13 protein-coding genes are annotated in these 18,019 nt (G+C 54.6%); 1 reads left to right on the top strand and 12 read right to left on the bottom strand.

Annotated elements, in window-relative coordinates; genetic code table 11:
- Nucleotides 1-61: 61 nt before the first annotated feature.
- A complete protein-coding gene (locus ABID47_RS00205) occupies nt 62-2,239 on the bottom strand; it encodes a RelA/SpoT family protein (protein WP_354494401.1) in 2,178 nt (725 codons plus the stop codon).
- 279 nt (nt 2,240-2,518) lie between these two features.
- Between ABID47_RS00205 and uraA the strand changes: the two genes are divergently transcribed.
- Nucleotides 2,519-3,841 carry a uracil permease gene (uraA, locus tag ABID47_RS00200; RefSeq protein WP_354494399.1) on the top strand — a complete coding sequence of 441 codons (1,323 nt, stop codon included), beginning with the start codon at nt 2,519-2,521 and terminating at the stop codon, nt 3,839-3,841.
- Nucleotides 3,842-4,023: 182 nt separating this feature from the next.
- On the opposite strand, the gene ABID47_RS00195 is transcribed toward uraA, so the two are convergent.
- The 11 genes from ABID47_RS00195 to secD form a co-directional block, all read right to left on the bottom strand.
- Nucleotides 4,024-5,604, bottom strand: coding sequence for an FAD-dependent oxidoreductase (locus tag ABID47_RS00195; RefSeq protein WP_354494397.1), 1,581 nt, complete (start codon nt 5,602-5,604; stop codon nt 4,024-4,026).
- Between the two features lie 57 nt (nt 5,605-5,661).
- Nucleotides 5,662-6,363 carry an N-acetylmannosamine-6-phosphate 2-epimerase gene (locus tag ABID47_RS00190; RefSeq protein ID WP_354495649.1) on the bottom strand — a complete coding sequence of 234 codons (702 nt, stop codon included), beginning with the start codon at nt 6,361-6,363 and terminating at the stop codon, nt 5,662-5,664.
- A 44-nt stretch (nt 6,364-6,407) separates the two neighbouring features.
- Nucleotides 6,408-7,952 (bottom strand): DUF4127 family protein, encoded by a 1,545-nt coding sequence (locus ABID47_RS00185; RefSeq protein WP_354494395.1) that lies wholly within the window; start codon nt 7,950-7,952, stop codon nt 6,408-6,410.
- A 39-nt stretch (nt 7,953-7,991) separates the two neighbouring features.
- Nucleotides 7,992-8,750, bottom strand: coding sequence for a carbohydrate ABC transporter permease (locus ABID47_RS00180; protein WP_373319006.1), 759 nt, complete (start codon nt 8,748-8,750; stop codon nt 7,992-7,994).
- A gap of 86 nt (nt 8,751-8,836) precedes the next feature.
- Nucleotides 8,837-9,718, bottom strand: a complete 882-nt coding sequence (locus tag ABID47_RS00175) for a carbohydrate ABC transporter permease (RefSeq protein ID WP_145142792.1) — start codon at nt 9,716-9,718, stop codon at nt 8,837-8,839.
- Between the two features lie 73 nt (nt 9,719-9,791).
- Nucleotides 9,792-11,117, bottom strand: a complete 1,326-nt coding sequence (locus tag ABID47_RS00170; protein WP_076176989.1) for an ABC transporter substrate-binding protein — start codon at nt 11,115-11,117, stop codon at nt 9,792-9,794.
- A 427-nt stretch (nt 11,118-11,544) separates the two neighbouring features.
- Entirely contained in the window at nt 11,545-12,063 is a 519-nt protein-coding gene (locus ABID47_RS00165) for an adenine phosphoribosyltransferase (RefSeq protein ID WP_354495647.1), read from the bottom strand.
- A gap of 151 nt (nt 12,064-12,214) precedes the next feature.
- Nucleotides 12,215-14,614 carry a single-stranded-DNA-specific exonuclease RecJ gene (recJ, locus tag ABID47_RS00160; RefSeq protein WP_354494392.1) on the bottom strand — a complete coding sequence of 800 codons (2,400 nt, stop codon included), beginning with the start codon at nt 14,612-14,614 and terminating at the stop codon, nt 12,215-12,217.
- Nucleotides 14,615-14,670: 56 nt separating this feature from the next.
- Nucleotides 14,671-15,627, bottom strand: coding sequence for a cation diffusion facilitator family transporter (locus ABID47_RS00155; RefSeq protein ID WP_116229353.1), 957 nt, complete (start codon nt 15,625-15,627; stop codon nt 14,671-14,673).
- Nucleotides 15,628-15,784: 157 nt separating this feature from the next.
- The gene (secF, locus tag ABID47_RS00150) at nt 15,785-16,690 is read right to left on the bottom strand and encodes a protein translocase subunit SecF (RefSeq protein WP_354494389.1); all 906 of its coding nucleotides are present in this window, start codon (nt 16,688-16,690) and stop codon (nt 15,785-15,787) included.
- Nucleotides 16,680-17,963 (bottom strand): protein translocase subunit SecD, encoded by a 1,284-nt coding sequence (secD, locus tag ABID47_RS00145; protein WP_354494387.1) that lies wholly within the window; start codon nt 17,961-17,963, stop codon nt 16,680-16,682. The genes secF and secD overlap by 11 nt, the downstream gene beginning before the upstream one ends.
- Nucleotides 17,964-18,019 lie beyond the last annotated feature (56 nt).

Raw genomic sequence — 18,019 nt, 5'->3', positions numbered from 1 at the left:
TGAGCTATCAATGAATACTCAGGTGTGCGACGTGCATTCCCAGGCCCTTACTGAATAATCCTTACTGAATGATCCGGTGTACAGTGTACACATCCTTGACGCGCTTGATCCGTTCCACGACCGACTGCAAATGATCGGTGTTGCGGATCAGAATCGTCATGTGGATGAGGGCCATTTTGTTTTTGTCCGAGCGCCCGGTCACCGCGGAAATGTTCGTTTTGCTCTCCGATACCGCCTGAAGCACCTCGTTCAGGAGCCCATTCCGGTCATGTCCCGTAATTTCGATATCGACGCTGTAATTCGCCTCGATCTCGGTTTCCCACTCGACTTCGATCACGCGTGCGGCTTCTTCACCGTCGCCCGACGCCGGAATGTTCGGACAGTCCGCGCGATGCACCGATACGCCGCGGCCGCGGGTGACGTAACCGACGATATCGTCCCCGGGCACCGGATTACAGCAGCGGGCGAACCGCACGAGCAGGTTGTCGATTCCTTTGACCCGAACGCCGTTGGTCGGGCGCGATCTCTTCTCGGCCGGCTTGATTTCCTTCTTCTCGGTCGTGAGCTCCAGCAAGCTGGCTTCCTCCTGCTCCTTGCGGAGCCGCTCCGTCAGGCGGGTACAAATCTGCGCTGCGGTAATGCCGCCAAAGCCGACGCCCGACAGCATGTCTTCGATATCGTTGAACGAAAACTTCTTCGCCACTTCCAGCAGCTTCTCGTCCGTCATCCATTCAGAGATGTCCAGGCCGCGGCCCTTCAGCTCGCGCTCGACCATTTCGCGGCCCTTCTCCACGTTCTCTTCCCGTTTTTCCTTCTTGAACCACTGCTTGATCTTGCTCCGCGCATGCGAGGATTGGGCGATCTTCAGCCAGTCGCCGCTCGGTCCGTAAGAATGCTTGGACGTCAAAATCTCGACAATATCCCCGGTTTTGAGACGGTGATCCAGCGGTACGATCCGCCCGTTCACCTTGGCCCCGATGGTCCGGTTTCCGACCTCCGTATGAATCCGGTAAGCAAAATCCAGCGGCACCGAGCCGGAAGGCAGTTCAATGACCTCGCCTTTTGGCGTAAACACAAAAACAAGATCCGAGAAAAAGTCCATTTTGAGCGATTCCACAAATTCCGAAGCGTCCTTGGCTTCATGCTGCAGCTCCAGAATCTCGCGGAAAAAGGTCATTTTATTCTCAAAGTTGCCGCCGACGGCCGTTGTACCTTCTTTATATGCCCAGTGTGCCGCGATTCCGTACTCGGCGGTCCGGTGCATTTCCCAGGTCCGGATCTGAACCTCGGTCGGCTCGCCGTTAGGCCCGACTACAGTCGTATGCAGCGACTGGTACATGTTGGCCTTCGGCATGGCGATATAGTCCTTGAACCGGCCCGGCATCGGCTTCCACAGCGTATGGATAATTCCCAGGGTGGCATAACAGTCCTTAATGTTATCCACAATAATACGGATCGCGAGCAAATCGTAGATTTCGTTGAACTGCTTGTTTTTGGTCGTCATTTTATTAAAGACGCTGTAGATATGCTTCGGCCGTCCCGACAAATCGCCCTCAATGCCCATCTCCTCCAGCTTTTCGCGGATCCGGACGATGACGTTTTCGACGAACTGCTCACGCTCAGCCTTCTTCTTGTGGATCAGGTTGGCGATGCGGTAATACTGCTGCGGATTGAGGTAACGGAGCGACAAATCCTCCATTTCGCTCTTGATCGCTGAAATACCGAGACGGTCGGCAATCGGACAAAAGATTTCGAGCGTCTCATAAGCGATCCGCCGCTGACTATCCTCGGACTGGTATTTCAATGTACGCATGTTGTGCAGGCGGTCAGCCAGCTTAATGACGATGACACGAATATCCTGCGCCATCGCGATAAACATTTTACGGTAATTCTCGTTCTGCTGTTCTTCCTTGGAACGGAACTGGATTCGCTCCAGCTTGGTCAGTCCATCGACAAGCATGGCACAGGTAGCGCCAAATCGGGTACGGATATCCTCGAGCGATACGGTCGTGTCCTCGACCACGTCATGAAGAAGCGCGGCGACGATGGAGGTCGTATCCATCATCAAGTTCACGACAATATCTGCAACCGCAAGCGGATGCAGGATATAAGGCTCGCCTGATTTGCGCACCTGACCGTGATGGGCCTGTTCCGCAAATTCATAGGCTTCCCTGATGCGGTCCAAATCCGGCTCTTTTATATAGGCTCCAGCCTTTTCAAGTAATCGCTCTATGCCCATTCTAGTCGTTTCCGTTTCCCTTCTATATAAAATAGAACCCGCGTCATAATCCATCTTTGCAGGTTCTGTCATGTAATGATTTTATATAATTATGACGCTTGAACGGCGTTACGTCAACATTTCCTGCCAGGAACAGGAAGCCTGGGAACAACAAACAAGTTTTTTGGCCAAATTGCGCCCCGGGAGTGAAAAAAAAGATTGAAAAATGTCATAATTCCAGATAAATTAGATTGAATGAATTTATTGATATGGACGAAATCAAGTATGGGAGTGAACGAATTGCAACGCGAAATTCAAGTCAATGAAAGGCTTCCACTGGGACCGGGCTTTCTGCTCAGCCTGCAGCACCTCTTCGCCATGTTCGGAAGCACGGTGCTCGTGCCGAACCTGTTCGGCGTCGATCCGGGCATGATCCTGCTGATGAACGGGATCGGCACCCTGCTGTACATCCTGATCTGCCGGGCCAAGATTCCGGCGTATCTGGGCTCCAGCTTTGCTTTCATTTCTCCGGTGCTGATCGTGCTCGGCGACAATCCGAAGGAAAATTACCCGCTGGCCCTGGGCGCCTTCATCATAACGGGTATCATCTTCGTCATCGTGGGCCTGATCGTCCAGTTCGCGGGTACGAGCTGGATCGACGTCGTGTTCCCGCCGGCCGCCATGGGCGCAATCGTCGCCACGATCGGACTGGAGCTGGTGCCGACCGCAGCTGGCATGGCCGGACTGCTTCCGAAAGCAGACGCGGCTTCCGGCGCGATGACCTACGACATGAACAGCATTATTTTATCCATGACGACACTCGGCGTAACCGTCATCGGCGCGGTCCTGTTCCGCGGATTTCCGAAGATCATCCACATTCTGATCGGTATCGTCGTCGGATACGTCCTGTCCTTCTTTATGCCAGGCATGGTTAATAAGGACGCGATCGCCAGCGCCCACTTCCTTACGATGCCGACGGTCACCACGCCAAGCTGGGACTGGGCCGCCATCATGACCATCATCCCGGTATCCCTGGTCGTCATCGTCGAGCACATCGGCCACCTTCTAGTAACGAGCAACATCGTGGGCAAAGACTTGTCGAAGGATCCGGGACTGAACCGCTCGCTGCTGGGCAACGGCATTTCGACTATCCTTTCCGGCTTTGTCGGCTCTACGCCGAACACGACGTACGGGGAAAATATCGGCGTCATGGCGCTGACCAAAGTGTATTCGGTCTTCGTCATCGGCGGCGCGGCCGTCATCGCGATCCTGCTGTCCTTCTCGGGCACGGTCTCCTCGGTCATCGCGAACATTCCGACGCCGGTCATGGGCGGTGTATCCCTGCTGCTGTTCGGGGTCATCGCCGCTTCCGGTCTCCGGATCTTCGTCGAGCAGAAGGTTGACTTCTCCAAGCCGACCAACATGATCCTGGCGACGCTGGTTCTGGTCGTCGGCATCAGCGGCGTGCAGCTCAACCTTGGCCCCGTTCAATTTAAAGGCATGGCGCTCGCCACGGTCGTGGGCATCGTGCTCAGCCTGTTCTTCAAGCTGATTGAGGTCACCGGGCTGTCCAATGAACCGGGCGGCAAGGAGCAGGAACTGGTAGAGAAAATTCCGGATTGAGTGACAAGAGATCGGAAGACAGTAAATCGGATGGTGTCACATTGAATCGGCTGTCTCTCAGTGAATCAGAACAACAGTATAACCGCCAACTCTAATATGAAAAGTATACGCAAGAAAGCCGGACAAGCATCCGAAAGATGCCGTCCGGCTTTTTCGTATATTTATGGCGTAAAACAGGGCATCTACGTTTCCAATGTCCCTTCCGGCCAGTGAAGCTGAACCCCATATCGCTCCAGCATCGCCTGGTAATCGCATAAATGCACAGCCGAGGCCCTTACTTCACGCGGAGGAATGTCGTGCATCACCGAGTAAGCGGCCAACAGTCCCGCGGATTCGCCGATGTTCCATTCCGTCGGATGCAGCCGGTAGCAGCCATTGGCGATCTGCGTCATGCCGATATTTTTGCATGCCGGAAGCAGGTTGGTCATCCGCACCGGAATCAGCGATCCGAGCGGAATTTCATAAGGATAGTTCGGAATAAAGAAAGCCCGCTGGTTCACCGTCGTCGGATGCAGGTCCAAATAATAGCTTCCGACGCCGACGCTGTCCTCATACCGCTTGATTCCCTTCGCGCCGCGAAGCTCTTGGCTGACATCATGCTCGGTGATCGTGTATTGCGCGCGGATCCGCCGCGACTCCCGGATATAAGGGGACTTCGCCAAGCCGTCTTCCGTGCCGAGTACGTCGCCGCGCAGCCGGATGCCTGGATACCCGTATCCCCCGTCAAGCCGGGGAGCTTCGGTCTGCATCCAGTACACAAGCGACAGCGTAAGCCCGCGGGCCGCCTCCAGATGACGCTTGCGCTCCTGTTCCGATACGCCGATCACAGGCCCCAGATAATAATCATTCATAGGCCAGTTAAGCAGCGTCACCTCGCCGTCGCTCAACGGCACGCGCCACAGGGAGGGGTCCACGATCCGCCGGTAATCCCACAGCGACATAATCCCCTGGTCGTTCGGAAACATCGTAAACCGCCGCAATTTGGACGTATCCTCGGCTTCGTTCGCATACCAGCTTAAGATCGGATAAGTAGAAAATGAGGGCTTGTATTCATGCCAAAAGTCATAGCTGTCCGGCTTTGGGATCGTAAAGTTTCCGTCTGGGATGTATTCCACAGCAGCCACATGGGTGATGGACTGCATATCGAGCGGATCGGCTACCTCCAGCGCGTGCGGCTCGTTCGTTTCGCTTCGCGCCTCAGCTCCGCTCACATATTCCGCACCGGCCAGGGGAAGAAGCTCTCCGGTTTCAGTAGCGTCCAGAAAATACGCGCCTCTCAGCTTATACCTGGTTTGACAAGCTGTCTTCTCCACCGTTACCGACGCCACCTGATCGCCCGCCGTCTCGCAGTGAACAGGGCGCGAATTAAGCAGCACCTGGATCCGGCGGGTGTTCACGTATGGGGCCAGCATATCCTCCAGCACCTGCAGGGCAACCTTCGGCTCATGCGCCACCCTGCTGACCCAGGCGTTCCCCGGATTGAGCTCCGGATCATTTAACGCCTGCTCGTTGAGTGGGTAGTTGCGTTTGTAATAATCCCTGACCCGGTTTCTGAACTCCCGGTAGGATGCCGTGCAGCCGAAGCTTTCGATCCAGCGGTGCTCATCGGGAGGAACCGCCTGCGAGGTCAGCTGCCCTCCGAGCCAATCGGTCTCCTCGGTCACAACCACCTTCATCCCGGCTTTGGCCGCCGCCAGGGCGGCTGACGTTCCGCCGAGTCCTCCGCCGATGATAATGACATCAGCCACCAGCTCTTGAATCAACGTTATCCACGCTCCTTTCCTTATTAACCAGTCATATTCAGTGGACGCCCGTCCTTCTCATGCTCTCAGCGACTGGGCTGCCTTCCGGGCCGCGTTCGAGAAGCGCCGCGTGATCTGCTGCGGTCTGGAAATGGCCCCGCCCACCACGACGGCGTGCGCGCCGAGCTTGAGCGCCTCCTCGACCTGGTAAGGCTCGTGAATCCGGCCTTCGGCAATGAGCGGAATGCTCAGCCGGGCCGCCGCTTCTTCAACCAGCTCCAGGTCGGGACCTTCGAGCTGCGGCGAATAATCCGTATATCCCGACAGCGTCGTCGATACGCAGCTGACGCCGAGGGAAGCGGCATGAACGGCCTCATCCAGTGTCGAAACATCCGCCATGCTGGCTACTCCCGCCTGCTTCATCCGCCGGATCAGATCCTCCAGCCGGGCTCCGCCGGGCCGACTACGTCTCGTGGCGTCAAAAGCGATCATGTCCGCACCAGCCTCAAGCAGCTCCTCCACCTCCTTGAGCGTAGGCGTAATATAAACGTCCGATCCCGCATACTCCCGCTTGATGATCCCGATGACCGGGATCGAAACCGCGGCCTTGATCGCCCGGACGTCGTCCGCCCCGTTGGCCCGGATCGCCGACGCTCCGCCTTCTTCGGCGGCCTTGGCCATGCGGGCCATAATGTGCGCACCGTGCAGCGGCTCATCCGGCAGCGCCTGGCAGGATGCGATCAGGCAGTATCGCAGAGATTGCAGTATTGGCTCCAGTATGTCCACCCTCTCTCATCTTTTTATGTGACTTATCAAAGCCACTATTATCTATATATCGGCGGTTTCACATGAAAACGCGCTTGTAGTCCCACTTCGAAAGTACGGTTCCAGGGCATGAAGCAATCCGTGATCTCCACCACCCCTTGATCGCTGTTAATGCGCTGATCCAGCATTTCTCCAAGGCGTTCCTTGACCAGCCTGGACACTTCACCTCGCTGGCCGTCCAGTTCGAACACGCTAAGCCCCAGCTGCTCAACCAGACCGGCGTTCAGCTCCATCCGGACACCTGCGCAATAGCAGACATCCTCGGCATACCGCAGCGCCAGAAAGTCAAGATGCTCCTGCGTCCTGCCATAATGCAGGTACAGCATGGATTGTGAAATGACCGTTCCCAGCGAATTGGAGCTCGTATTCCATCCGGCATAACCCGCCAGATTAAACAGCATCCCTTTTTGCCGCAGCAGCTTCACCAGTTTCAAATCGCCGCCGTTCGCATAGCCGACGTCCGCGACAGCCGCCGGCTTGCCGTGAACCCGCATCACATAATCTCCGTACTCCACCAGCTCGATAATGTTCCGGTTGATGTCGTAACCGAAGAACGGGTGCTCCTGGGACACGGCTTCGACCATCGTTTCTCCTGGCGTATTCACGAGCAGCACCAAATCCGACTCATTGCAGCCGGAACCGATTAAGCCGCCCGCCGCCATAATTTGATACTTCAGCGTCTCATAGAAGTACCGGTCCTCGTACAGCGGTGTGACAAAGCTGCCCTGAACCGCCGCAAGGCGCGGATAAATGAGCGGCGTGCTTCCCTTGATTTCGTTGACCATGCGAGCCAGCAGGGTGCATCCGACCTCATCGGCGCCGGGATACATGTATGCCCGCAGCTCCACATCGAGCTCAGAGATTTGCGCTCTGACCTTCTGCTGATCCTTGGCCGTATAACCGTATGGCGCCGAATCGTCTTGAGGGAAAATCATAAAATCAATGCCGCCGTCTGCAATCACATCCAGCACGCGGCCGATCGCCTCGATGTTCACCGCCCTGCGGTCCAGGTAATCCTGCAGCACATCAGCGGGCAGCCGGGTATCGATCTCGGCCAGTTCCATGCTCTCTTCCGCCGTGGCCAGCCCCAGCTCCTGCCGGTGGCTGATAAAGCCTTTGCGGAAGATTTCCCGGCCCCAGTCGCCGTAGTAATCCGGCTCCTCATCGGCGATCGAATACTGCGGACAGCGCATGATCAGCTGAAAGGCAAAGAGCCGCAAGTTCGGATTCCGTGCCTTCAGCCGCCGCAGCCGGTCCACCCGGTTCGCAAGCTCCAACTGCTTCAGGTAATGCAGGCGGGACGGGATGATGCCGCCGTACAGCAGCGTGTCTATGGCGATAATGGCCCCGTCGGCGTCAGCGGCCTCCTTCTCCAGCCAGGCCCACAACCTTTCGGTATCGCCCGGGCGCTTTTTGAGACCCATCATGTCCATCGGCGGCCGGACCATCTCAAACTCGGTTCCCTGCGCCAGCATATACGGGAATTCATAGTTGCAGGGACGTTCGTCTAGAGGGACGAACACCAGTTTGTGACTCTTCTCCATGTCTGCAAGCTTCCTTTCCTAGCATAAATTAGCCTCCTCTTACCCTTTGATCGCGCCTGCCATGCCTTCCATGTAGTAACGCTGGGTAAACAGGAACACGATAATAATCGGCAGCACCGAGATCATCGTTCCCGCTGCGATCCATCCGAAATTGTAGGAAAACTGGCCGTTCAGGTAGGTCAGCGCCGCGGCGAGCGGATACTTCTGCGGATCGTCCAGCACGACGATCGGCCACAGGAAGTTGTTCCAGAACGCCATCATTTCCAGCAGTGAAATGACCGCAATCGCCGGCTTCACCAAGGGCAGAATCAGCTGCCACCAGATCCGGAACTCGGAGGCACCGTCCATTTTTCCCGAATCCCGCACGTCCGAAGGAATCCCGAGAAACGTCTGGCGCATCAAAAAGATGTTGAACACCGACACGGCCGAAGGCAGTACGACCCCCAGAAAGGACCCGGTTAAATGCAGAGACTGAATCGTCAGATAATGCACGATCATCGCTGTCGAAGACGGGATAATCATCGTGGCCACCAGTAAGGTAAACACAAGATCTCTTCCTTTGAAGCGAAAGGTCGCCAGCGGATACGCGGTCAGGCTGGAGAGAACGACGTTCGTCACAACCCCGAGCACCGTAATCACGACCGTATTATAGATATACTTAGGAAAGTTCATGAACTGCCAAACCTTCACGTAATTATCGAAGTCAATGAACGTCGGCAGGATGGCCGGCGGGTTGGCGAACACGTTTTTCCCCGGCATCAAAGACACGCTGAGCAGCCAGAGAAACGGTCCCATCATAAACAGAGCCAGCGCGACCAGCAAAATATAGACGATCGTCAGCCGAACCCCTGTCTTCACTTGCTTCATCCCACGATTCGCTATCATCAGTATGGATTGACACCGCCTTTCCGGTTAAATCGGAACACGAGCACGCTGAATATGGCGATAATGACGCTGACGATGAGCCCCAGCGCCGAGGCGTACCCGAAGTTGAACTGTTCCAGACCTTTTTGGAAAATATAGACGCTCGATGTCAGCGTTGATGTACCCGGTCCGCCTTTGGTCAAAATATAGACCTCGTCAAAGACGCGGATCGCCCCCATCAAAGAGATCAGGGTACAGAATAAAATGTGGGGTCTCAGCAGCGGAATCGTGATGTTCAGGATCAGGCGCAGCCTGCTCGCTCCATCCACCCTCGCCGCCTCGTACAGATCCGAAGGAATGCCCTGGAGTCCGGCCAGGTACAGCATCATGTAATAGCCCAGGCCCTTCCACATCGTAATGAACATAAGCACGAACAGTGCTGTATTGCTGGTGGCGAGCCAGGATACCTGGTCGCTGATGATTCCTACTTTAATCAAAAGAAAATTGACGACCCCGTTGTTGCTCAGAAGCCAGCTCCAGATCAGCGCCACGGCGACCATGGAGGTCACGACCGGAATATAATAAGCGGTTCGGAAGAACTTCACGCCTGGAATTTTCCCGTTAACCAGAATCGCCATCAGGATGGACAAAATCTGGATGATCGGAACGACGATCACGTACAGCAGCGAATTCCACAGCGAAATGATGAAATTGTGGTCTTTAAACGCGTTCACAAAGTTATCGACACCGACATAATGCGTTTCGGAAATAACCGAGTAGTCCGTGAAGGACAGCGGGATACCGTAAATAATAGGCCAAAATACGAATACAGCGACAACCAGAAGTCCCGGGGCCATAAAAGCCCATGCCGTGAATGACTCCGACCGCATCCATTTGTACACTCTGTGATCACCACCTAACTAGAATGTACGGGGGGAACCCAGTCCCCCCGCACGCCTTCCGTCAAAAGGTCCCTTACTTCTTAAGCACCCCGTTGACTTCCTGTTCCATTGCATCCACCGTCGCTTTGACATCAGCCCCGTTCAGGAAAATTTTCTGCAGACCGCGGGCGATGGCGGAGTTGATATCCCCTGCGTTCGGCACGCCGACCATGTAGTCGACCGCCTTATCCAAGCTGTTGGCCGAAGCGATCTTGGCTTCCGCCTCCAGCGACTTGTCGGTTTCCGTAAAGAACGGATCCTTGATCGATTCCTTGGTGGACGGCAGCGTGTTGGCCGCTTTGGAGAACGACGTCTGATTTTCGGCATTCGTTACGAAGACCGCAAACTCGACCGCTTCCTTCTGATGCTTCGACTTGGCCGGAACGACCAGGTTCATGGAGTTGGACAAGCGGACATCGGCTTTTCCGGTCGGCAGCGGTACGGCAATCGTGTTCTTATACACGTCCGGAGCCGAAGTCTTCAGGAAGTTGATAAAAGTCGGACCGGCCAGTTCGAAGGCCACCTGCTCCCCAGAGTAATACTGGATCTGCTTCGTGAACGGAACGTCTTCTTTCATGATGACGCCGTCGGCGATGTTTTTCTGAATCGTTTCGATCATGCTGGTCATCTCAGGGGTGTTAAAGGCTGCGGCCGTTTTGTCATCATTCAGAATCGGAATACCGTTGACCGGAAGCAGCTTCGAGGCGAACTGCTGCGAATATCCGAGCTTACCGGTTTTCGCCTTCACTTGGCGCGCCCAATCGGCCAGCTCCTCCATCGTTTTCGGCGGATTCGCCGGATCCAGGCCGGCTTCCTTCACGATTTTCGTGTTCATAAAGAGTACCTCGGTGCCTGTATACCAAGGTAGGGCATAAGCCTTGCCGTCGATAACGGTGGAGTTGAAGATGCCGTCGAAATAAGCTCCCTTCTCTTCATCCGTCAGGAATCCGTTCAAATCGAGCACGGCTCCTTTGGAGCCCATTTGGCTGGCAAATTCGGTGTTCAGGTTCACGACGTCCGGGCTGTTGCCGCTGGCGATGCTGGTCAGCAGCTTGTTAGTCACCGCGTCATAAGGATAGTCTTTCCAATCGATCGTGACGCCCGGATGACTGCTCTGGTAATCGGCAATGAGCTTATTGAAGTAGTCCGTGAATGTAGGCTGCAGCGCGATGGTCCAAAACTCCAGCTTGACCGGATCGCTGCTCTTCGTCTCGGTGGACGGCTGCGGTTCGGAGGATTGCGATGGCGGAGCATCCGCCTTATTCCCTCCTCCACAAGCGCTGAGTACGACCGACAACAGCATGACAGACAGCAAAGTCAGAACAAAACCTCTACTTCTACCTCTTCCCTGTTTCCTCATTAGCAATGGCCTCCCCTTTGATCATAAAAGATGATTCCAAGCATGTGTTTCCTGCTTTAGGCAGATTATAGCAAACCGCCTAAAAATAAAAAAGATATTTTTCATATTTATTAAAAAAAGTGGAGTTATTTTCCCTAATCAAGTTCCGTTCATAATGCAGCCACTTTTCAAAAAAAGCTCAATATTATTGCAGCGGCAAACTCTGCCGCTCCACTGCGAACCTGCGCCAAGCCTGATGAGACGAAATCAACGTTGCTACTTTATGTGCGCATACTGCCCCCGCTCCTATTGTAAGTAGACGCAACTATATACTGAGTGCACAAGGGCGCCGGCAATCCAATCACAACAGCAAAAAAAGAGCCGCCTGAAAGTCATATCGACTTCAGACAGCTCTTCGTTTATTTCCCGGGAAACGAACTCCCAGTTTTTAATCTTCGTAGGACATGAGGGAGAATACTTCCACGCCAGGCAGCTTGTCGCGTCCCTTCAAAGCTTCAAGCTCAATCATGAACGCCGCCCCAACCACGTTGCCGCCCAGTTGGTTAACCAGATTTACGGATGTGGAGATGGTTCCGCCCGTGGCAAGCAGATCGTCAGCGATCAGAACGTTTTGGCCTTTCTTGATCGCGTCGGTGTGCATGGCCAGCTTATCCTTGCCATATTCGAGATCATAACCGACTTCAATCGTTTCGTAAGGCAGCTTGCCGCTCTTGCGGATCGGCGCGAATCCGACGCCCAGCGCGTATGCAAGCGGCGCCCCGACGACGAAGCCCCGGGCTTCCGGACCGGCAATGACATCGATCTGCAGATGAGACACCATGGCCTTGATGTCATCGATGGCCTTTTTGTACATTTCCCCGTTTTGAAGCAGGGTCGTAATATCTTTAAAACTGATTCCAGCCACCGGGAAGTCCGGAATCACCCGGATATATTCTTTGTAATTCAACATAATCTCTCCTTCTAGAGTTTTACGAAGTAAAACTAACTTCGTAAGCGTTACTTGGTTTTACGAAGTAAAACGGACTCCGTAAGCGTTGCTTGAGGTCACGAAATGATACGGAACCTCGTAAGCATTCATTTCGACCGATCGTCCCCGGTCACGAAGCTCCCTGCATGCGGGAAATGAACCAGCTTGTGACCTGCGGCGTGCTGGCATACAGCAGATGCTGTTCCATTTCCGCCAAGTTCCCTAGCGCAAGGAAATGGCGGGATGAAGCCAAATCACGCTTGGGCGGTTTAGGAATAAAACGGATAAGGCCTTCCTGCCTGTCTATAAAAGAAAGCTCCTCGAACACATCCATCATCTTCGTCACCATGCGGATGCTGCACGATGCCTGCTGACTGAGCCTCGATAAGGCGGTCTCTTCTTGGACGGGCTCGGCTGCGATTCTTGACAACAATATATAGAGCTTCTTGAACTGATCCCTGTCCGGCACAGCGAGTCTCTCTCTCTTATGTACCTGATGAAGCAGAAATACGTTGGACAGTTTCGGAAATGAAAACAGAACCGCATCCAGCTGCTCCGGCGTCTCCGGCGCGTTCAGCATGAACAGCGTCGTCACATCGTCCTGGCCGGACCGCTCCTCGTTCGGATGATACGCCAAAATTCCAGCATTCTTATCATATACCCAAAGGGTGGATTCATTCAAACGGATTTTTGCCGGATCCAGAATCTCCCGTTCCAGCACCGCCGCCACCTGCGTCGGCCCCAGTCTGAAGTGCGATCCGATCAGCTGGCTGACCCGGTCGATCTCCTGCCAAGGATCCTTGGATCCGCGCAGGTCGAACACCTGCGGTTGCGTAAGCTTCAGATCCTGCAGCATCAGCTGCGGTCTGCGCGAACCGTTCCATTCATTGACGCTCATTTCGCCGAGCAGATCGAGCTCCGCGCCTTCCGTCAACACTTCGGCCAGCTCGCCTTTGCCGAACGCGACCACTTCCAGGCGGACGCCGTCCTGCTGAACGACCAGCTTGAGGTGCTTGCTGTCACGCCCCATCTTCCGGGTCTCGAGCAGCCTGCAGCCTCTAAAAATAAACTTGGGCACAGGATTGGCCATGCCGAAGGGCGACAGCATTTCCATCTCATCGATGACCGACAAGGGAACGTCCGACAGCCGCCATTCTCCGTCTGATGCCGCGACGGGAATAAAATCGGATTCGGTCAGAACCCCAGCGGCATACTCGTTCAGCGCCTGCTCGAAGGCGTCCAGCTGATCCCTGTGCAGGCTCATGCCCGCAGCGGACGGATGGCCGCCGTAATGGTCCATCAGCGATTTGCAGGAGGTCAGCGCCTCATAGATGTCGAGCCCCGGAATAGAGCGGGCTGACCCTTTGCACATGCCGGTATCCGGATCTATACCCAATATGATGACCGGGCGGTAATACCGTTCCAAAATTTTGGAAGCGACAATGCCAACGACGCCCACATTCCAGCCTTCTCCTGCCAGCACGATCACGTCGGGCACCCGACTTCCATCGGTCTTGGCCAGCAGCTGGCTGGTCGCCTCCTGGACGATATCGTCGACCACCTGCTGCCGCTCCTTATTGAGTTCATCCAGCCCATGGGACAATCTTAATGCTTCATCCTCGTCTTCCGTCGTCAGCAAGGCTACGGCCGATCCTGCATGATCCAGCCTGCCGCTGGCATTAATGCGCGGGGCCATGCCGAAGGCGACATTGATCGATGTAACATTCCGCATCGTAATGCCCCCAACTTCCATGAGGGCGCGGATCCCCGGAAACGCAGAGCTGCGCATCTGCTCTAAGCCGCGGCTGACCAGGATGCGGTTCTCGCCGCTCAGCGGCATTAAGTCCGCAATGGTACCGATGGCCACAATTTCCGTCCATTCCACCGGCGGCTGGCCGAGCATCGCCTGGGTCAGCTTGTAAGCCACCCCGACGCCGGCCAGGCCTTTAAACGGGTACGGGCAGTTCGGCTGCTTCGGATTGATCAGCGCATAGGCGTCGGGCAGCACTTCCGGAGGCTCGTGGTGGTCGGTGACGATCACATCCATCCCGAGCGAGTTGGCATACGCGATCTGCTCGACGGCGCTGATGCCGGTATCAACTGTGATGATCAGGCTGACCCCCTGCTGATGCGCCCAATCCAGCGCATGGTTGTGCAGTCCGTACCCCTCATTGGAGCGGTGCGGAATATAGATGTCGTAGGACGCTCCAAGATAGCGCATGAAATGAATCATGAGCGAAGTACTGGACACGCCGTCAGCGTCGTAGTCCCCGTAGATTAATATATGTTCACCGGTCTCGACCGCTTTTTGAATCCGTGGAATAGCCTCCTTCATGCCGAGCAGCAGGAACGGATCATGCAATGCGTCCAGGCTTCCGTTTAAAAACATGGCGGCTTCCTCTGCACTGTTAATTCCTCTGGCCGCCAGGAGCGAGCCTACAAGAGGAGAAACCGACAGCTCCTGTGCCAGCCGTCCCGCCTTCTCCGGATCCGTTTCGGAAGTCCGCCATTCATATTTTGAATCAAACAATCGTCTTCACCTTTCTTTCCCCGCCCCGTCTTCTGTTCGTATACGTCATGAGCAAGCTATTGGAGCAGTGTCGGCTGCTCATTATCCGTCAGATGATGGTTCGACTTGTACGGATAACCGGGATCATAAGGGACGACCTGGATATTTACGATGCTGACATGCAAAAAACGGTGCATCAGAAGCTTCTTGACCCGGTCGGCGATCTCGGCGCCTTCCTGGACGGTAATCCGCGGATTGACGCTGATCTTCAAATCGATCGTAATGTAATGTCCCTGCTCCGATGCTTTCAGGTCATCCACCGTAATGACGCCGTGAACCCGCTGCACCGTATCGATAAAATTAATCGCGTCCTCCTGCTCTGTCTCCTGCACCAGCTGTCCGTACACGGAGCTGACGATGAGCCGGTAGCCTCTGCGCAGCAGCAGCGCCGCGACGATCAGAGCCGAGATGGAATCCATATACTGCAGCATGGACCAATGAAAGGCGCTGCCGGTCATCGTCAGAATGACGCCGATCAATACCGTGATGGACGAATACAAGCTGAAGCGGTGGTTGTCGGCGTACATCGTATGCATGCCGTCACCCTGCTTCTTGGATTGGCGGTACTGGAACTGAAAGAGCGCTTCTTTGACCGCAAGCGAGACGAGTATCGCAATCAGCGTAAACTGCCCAGGTGTCTGCACACGGCCTGAAGCCAGGTCCCGGACCGCCGCTACGGCAATTTGCAATCCGCCCATCAGCACAAGAACCGAAAACAAAATCGCCAGAATCGGCTCTGTTCTTCCAGCCCGCAGATCAGCCTGCTGCGCACTCCGAAGCTTTGACGACGTCCGCCATGGAATGCGCCGGGCCAGTGCGCCGGCTGCGTCCGATGCGGAATACAGCGCATCTCCCAGCAGTGCCTTGCTCCCTGTAAAATATCCGACCACGCCTTTGAACAAGGCAAGTAACAGTTCACCGGCAATTCCCGTCCAGGCGACGGTACCCGATGGATTTGAACGCTCTATACTCATGAAAGCCTCCCCCCGGCAATCTGAATACCGATTCTGATCTTGTTTGAAAAAGATATGACATTCACGACAATAAGTTTAGATAAAGTCAGATAAGTTCCAGCGGAAAAGCCGCGCCCAATCAGACGCGGCTTTCCTTCATAACATTCGCTTCACAAGGTTACGCCTTGGAAGGTTTGGCTGGCTTGGCACTGGTCTTTTGTTTGCTTTTGAATACGAGCCACAGCGGACTGGCGATAAAGATCGAAGAATACGCCCCGAACAACAGCCCGATAACCATCGCCAACGAGAACATCTTGATCGATTCCCCGCCAAACAGGAACAGGAAGAAGGCCGCAATAAACACCGTCAGCGCCGTATACAAGGAGCGCATGAGCATCTGGCTCACGCTCTTGTTCATAATAGCTTTCAAATCGTCTTTGGTCTTCTGCTTGCCGAACCGCAGATTTTCGCGGATCCGGTCGAAAATAACGATCGTATCATTAATGGAGTAACCGATGATGGTCAATACCGCCACGATAAACGTCAGGCTGACTTCCAATCGGAAGATCGAGAAGACGGCCACGACCATGAAGGCGTCATGCAGCAGCGCCACGATGGCCGCCAGGGCGAACCGCCATTCAAACCGGATACTTACATAGATGATAATCCCGATACAGGAAATCAGAACCGAGTAAATGGCATTCCGCCCGAGCTCCTTGGCCATTTCCGTATCGACCGTGTTGATTTCGAACGATGCTGTTTTATCCAGCTCCTGGATCGCCGCCTTGAGCTGTTCACTCTGGTCTTCGTTAAGCTCTTTGGTAAAACGGATGTTGACCCGCTTGTCCCCAGGAGAAACCGTTGCACCGTCGCTGAGGTGGATCTTGTCCAGCAGCGGCTCAATTTCAGCCTTCGTCACGTTCTTCGACAGCTTGACGTCCACATTGGAGCCTGCTTGGAAATCAACGCCGTAGTTTAATCCAAAAGCGGAAAGGGTGATGATTCCCGCAATCGTCAGGACGATGGAGAAGATGAACGCGTACTTGCTCATCTTCATAAAATCGTAATCTTTTTTAAAGTGCACGAATATCACTCTCCTTTACCCCGAACTGCTTCGGCTTCTTCAGCACGCCGGCTTTAACCAAAAGGCTGAGCAGGTAATGGGTGAAGTACACATTCGTGAGAATACTGAGTACGATTTCCACGATCAGTACCAGCGCAAAGCCTTTGACGGCGCCTGTACCGAAGGCAAACATAACCGCTCCGACGATAATGGTCGTAATGTTGGAATCGAGAATCGTACGGAAGGACGACTTGTTCCCTGCTTTGACCGCAGACATGACGCTCTTGCCGTTCCGCATTTCTTCCCTGATCCGTTCATTCGTAATGATGTTGGCGTCAACCGCCATCCCGATACCGAGAATAAACGCCGCGATCCCCGGCAAGGTCAGCGTAAAGTCGGCCCAGACGAAGACGAGAATGAGCAGCCAGGTGTGGGCAATCAGTCCAAAGCTGGCGATGATACCCGGCAGGCGGTACATGCCGATCATGAAGATCAGAATCAGGACGGAAGCGATGATGCCCGCTTCGATCGTTTTATGCAAAGACTGCATGCCCAGCGTTGCGCCCACGCTCTGAGAATACTTCTCCGTCAGCTTCAAAGGCAGCGCCCCGAGGTTGATCGTATCGCGGATCTGGTTAGCTTCGTCAATCGTATAATTGCCTGAAATCGATGCTTTACCGTCCGTCAGCTCCTGTCGTACGGTTGGAGCGGATAAAAGGGTATCATCCAGGAAAATGGCAAGCTCTTTGCCAAGCAAACGCTTGGTCACATCGGCAAATTTCTTTTTATCCTTTACTTTGATATCGATTTGCGGCTCGTTCAGGTTGCTATAACCCACCTGTGCACCGTTTTCCACGAAATCGCTTCCGACGAGTTCAATTTTACAATAGAGATCCTTCGGATCTACCGTGCCGTCTTTCCCCGCTTCAGGAGTCTTACATCCATCCGCACTGCGGAAGGTCAGCGACGCCGGCTCCTTCATTTTCTTACGGACATCGGCTTCGTTCGTCACGCCTGCGATTTTCAGACGGATCCGGTTTGTGCCCTCGGTGGTCACTTCAGGCTCGCTCGTTCCGAGTGCGTTGGCGCGTTTCTCCAAGCTTTCCGCCGTCCGTATGAGGGACTCTCTCGTAATCTTCTGCCCCTGCTCCAGCGGCTGGGCCTCATACAGAATCTCAAAGCCCCCTTTAAGATCGAGACCGAGTCGTACGTTGTCGAGCAGCGCAGGGCTTGTCCCAGCCATGACCGCAATCGATACGAGCACGACGATGATGAAAGTGACAATTCTTTTCATGCCGTTCCTAGTTCCCCTTTCGTTCTCAATATTCCTATTATAGCCATGCGCCAAAA

Origin of the sequence: Paenibacillus favisporus, assembly GCF_040545415.1 — a bacterium.
GTDB lineage: Bacteria > Bacillota > Bacilli > Paenibacillales > Paenibacillaceae > Paenibacillus_AQ > Paenibacillus_AQ favisporus.
This window is presented reverse-complemented; position numbering and strand designations above follow the sequence as displayed.

Coding starts and splice junctions, on each gene's coding strand:
- ABID47_RS00205 (WP_354494401.1), bottom strand. CDS start 2,239: ATGGGCATAGAGCGATTACTTGAAAAGGCTGGAGCCTATATAAAAGAG.
- ABID47_RS00185 (WP_354494395.1), bottom strand. CDS start 7,952: ATGGAGAAGAGTCACAAACTGGTGTTCGTCCCTCTAGACGAACGTCCC.
- ABID47_RS00180 (WP_373319006.1), bottom strand. CDS start 8,750: ATGATGGGACCGTTTCTCTGGCTGCTCAGCGTGTCTTTGATGCCGGGG.
- ABID47_RS00170 (WP_076176989.1), bottom strand. CDS start 11,117: ATGAGGAAACAGGGAAGAGGTAGAAGTAGAGGTTTTGTTCTGACTTTG.
- ABID47_RS00155 (WP_116229353.1), bottom strand. CDS start 15,627: ATGAGTATAGAGCGTTCAAATCCATCGGGTACCGTCGCCTGGACGGGA.
- secD (WP_354494387.1), bottom strand. CDS start 17,963: ATGAAAAGAATTGTCACTTTCATCATCGTCGTGCTCGTATCGATTGCG.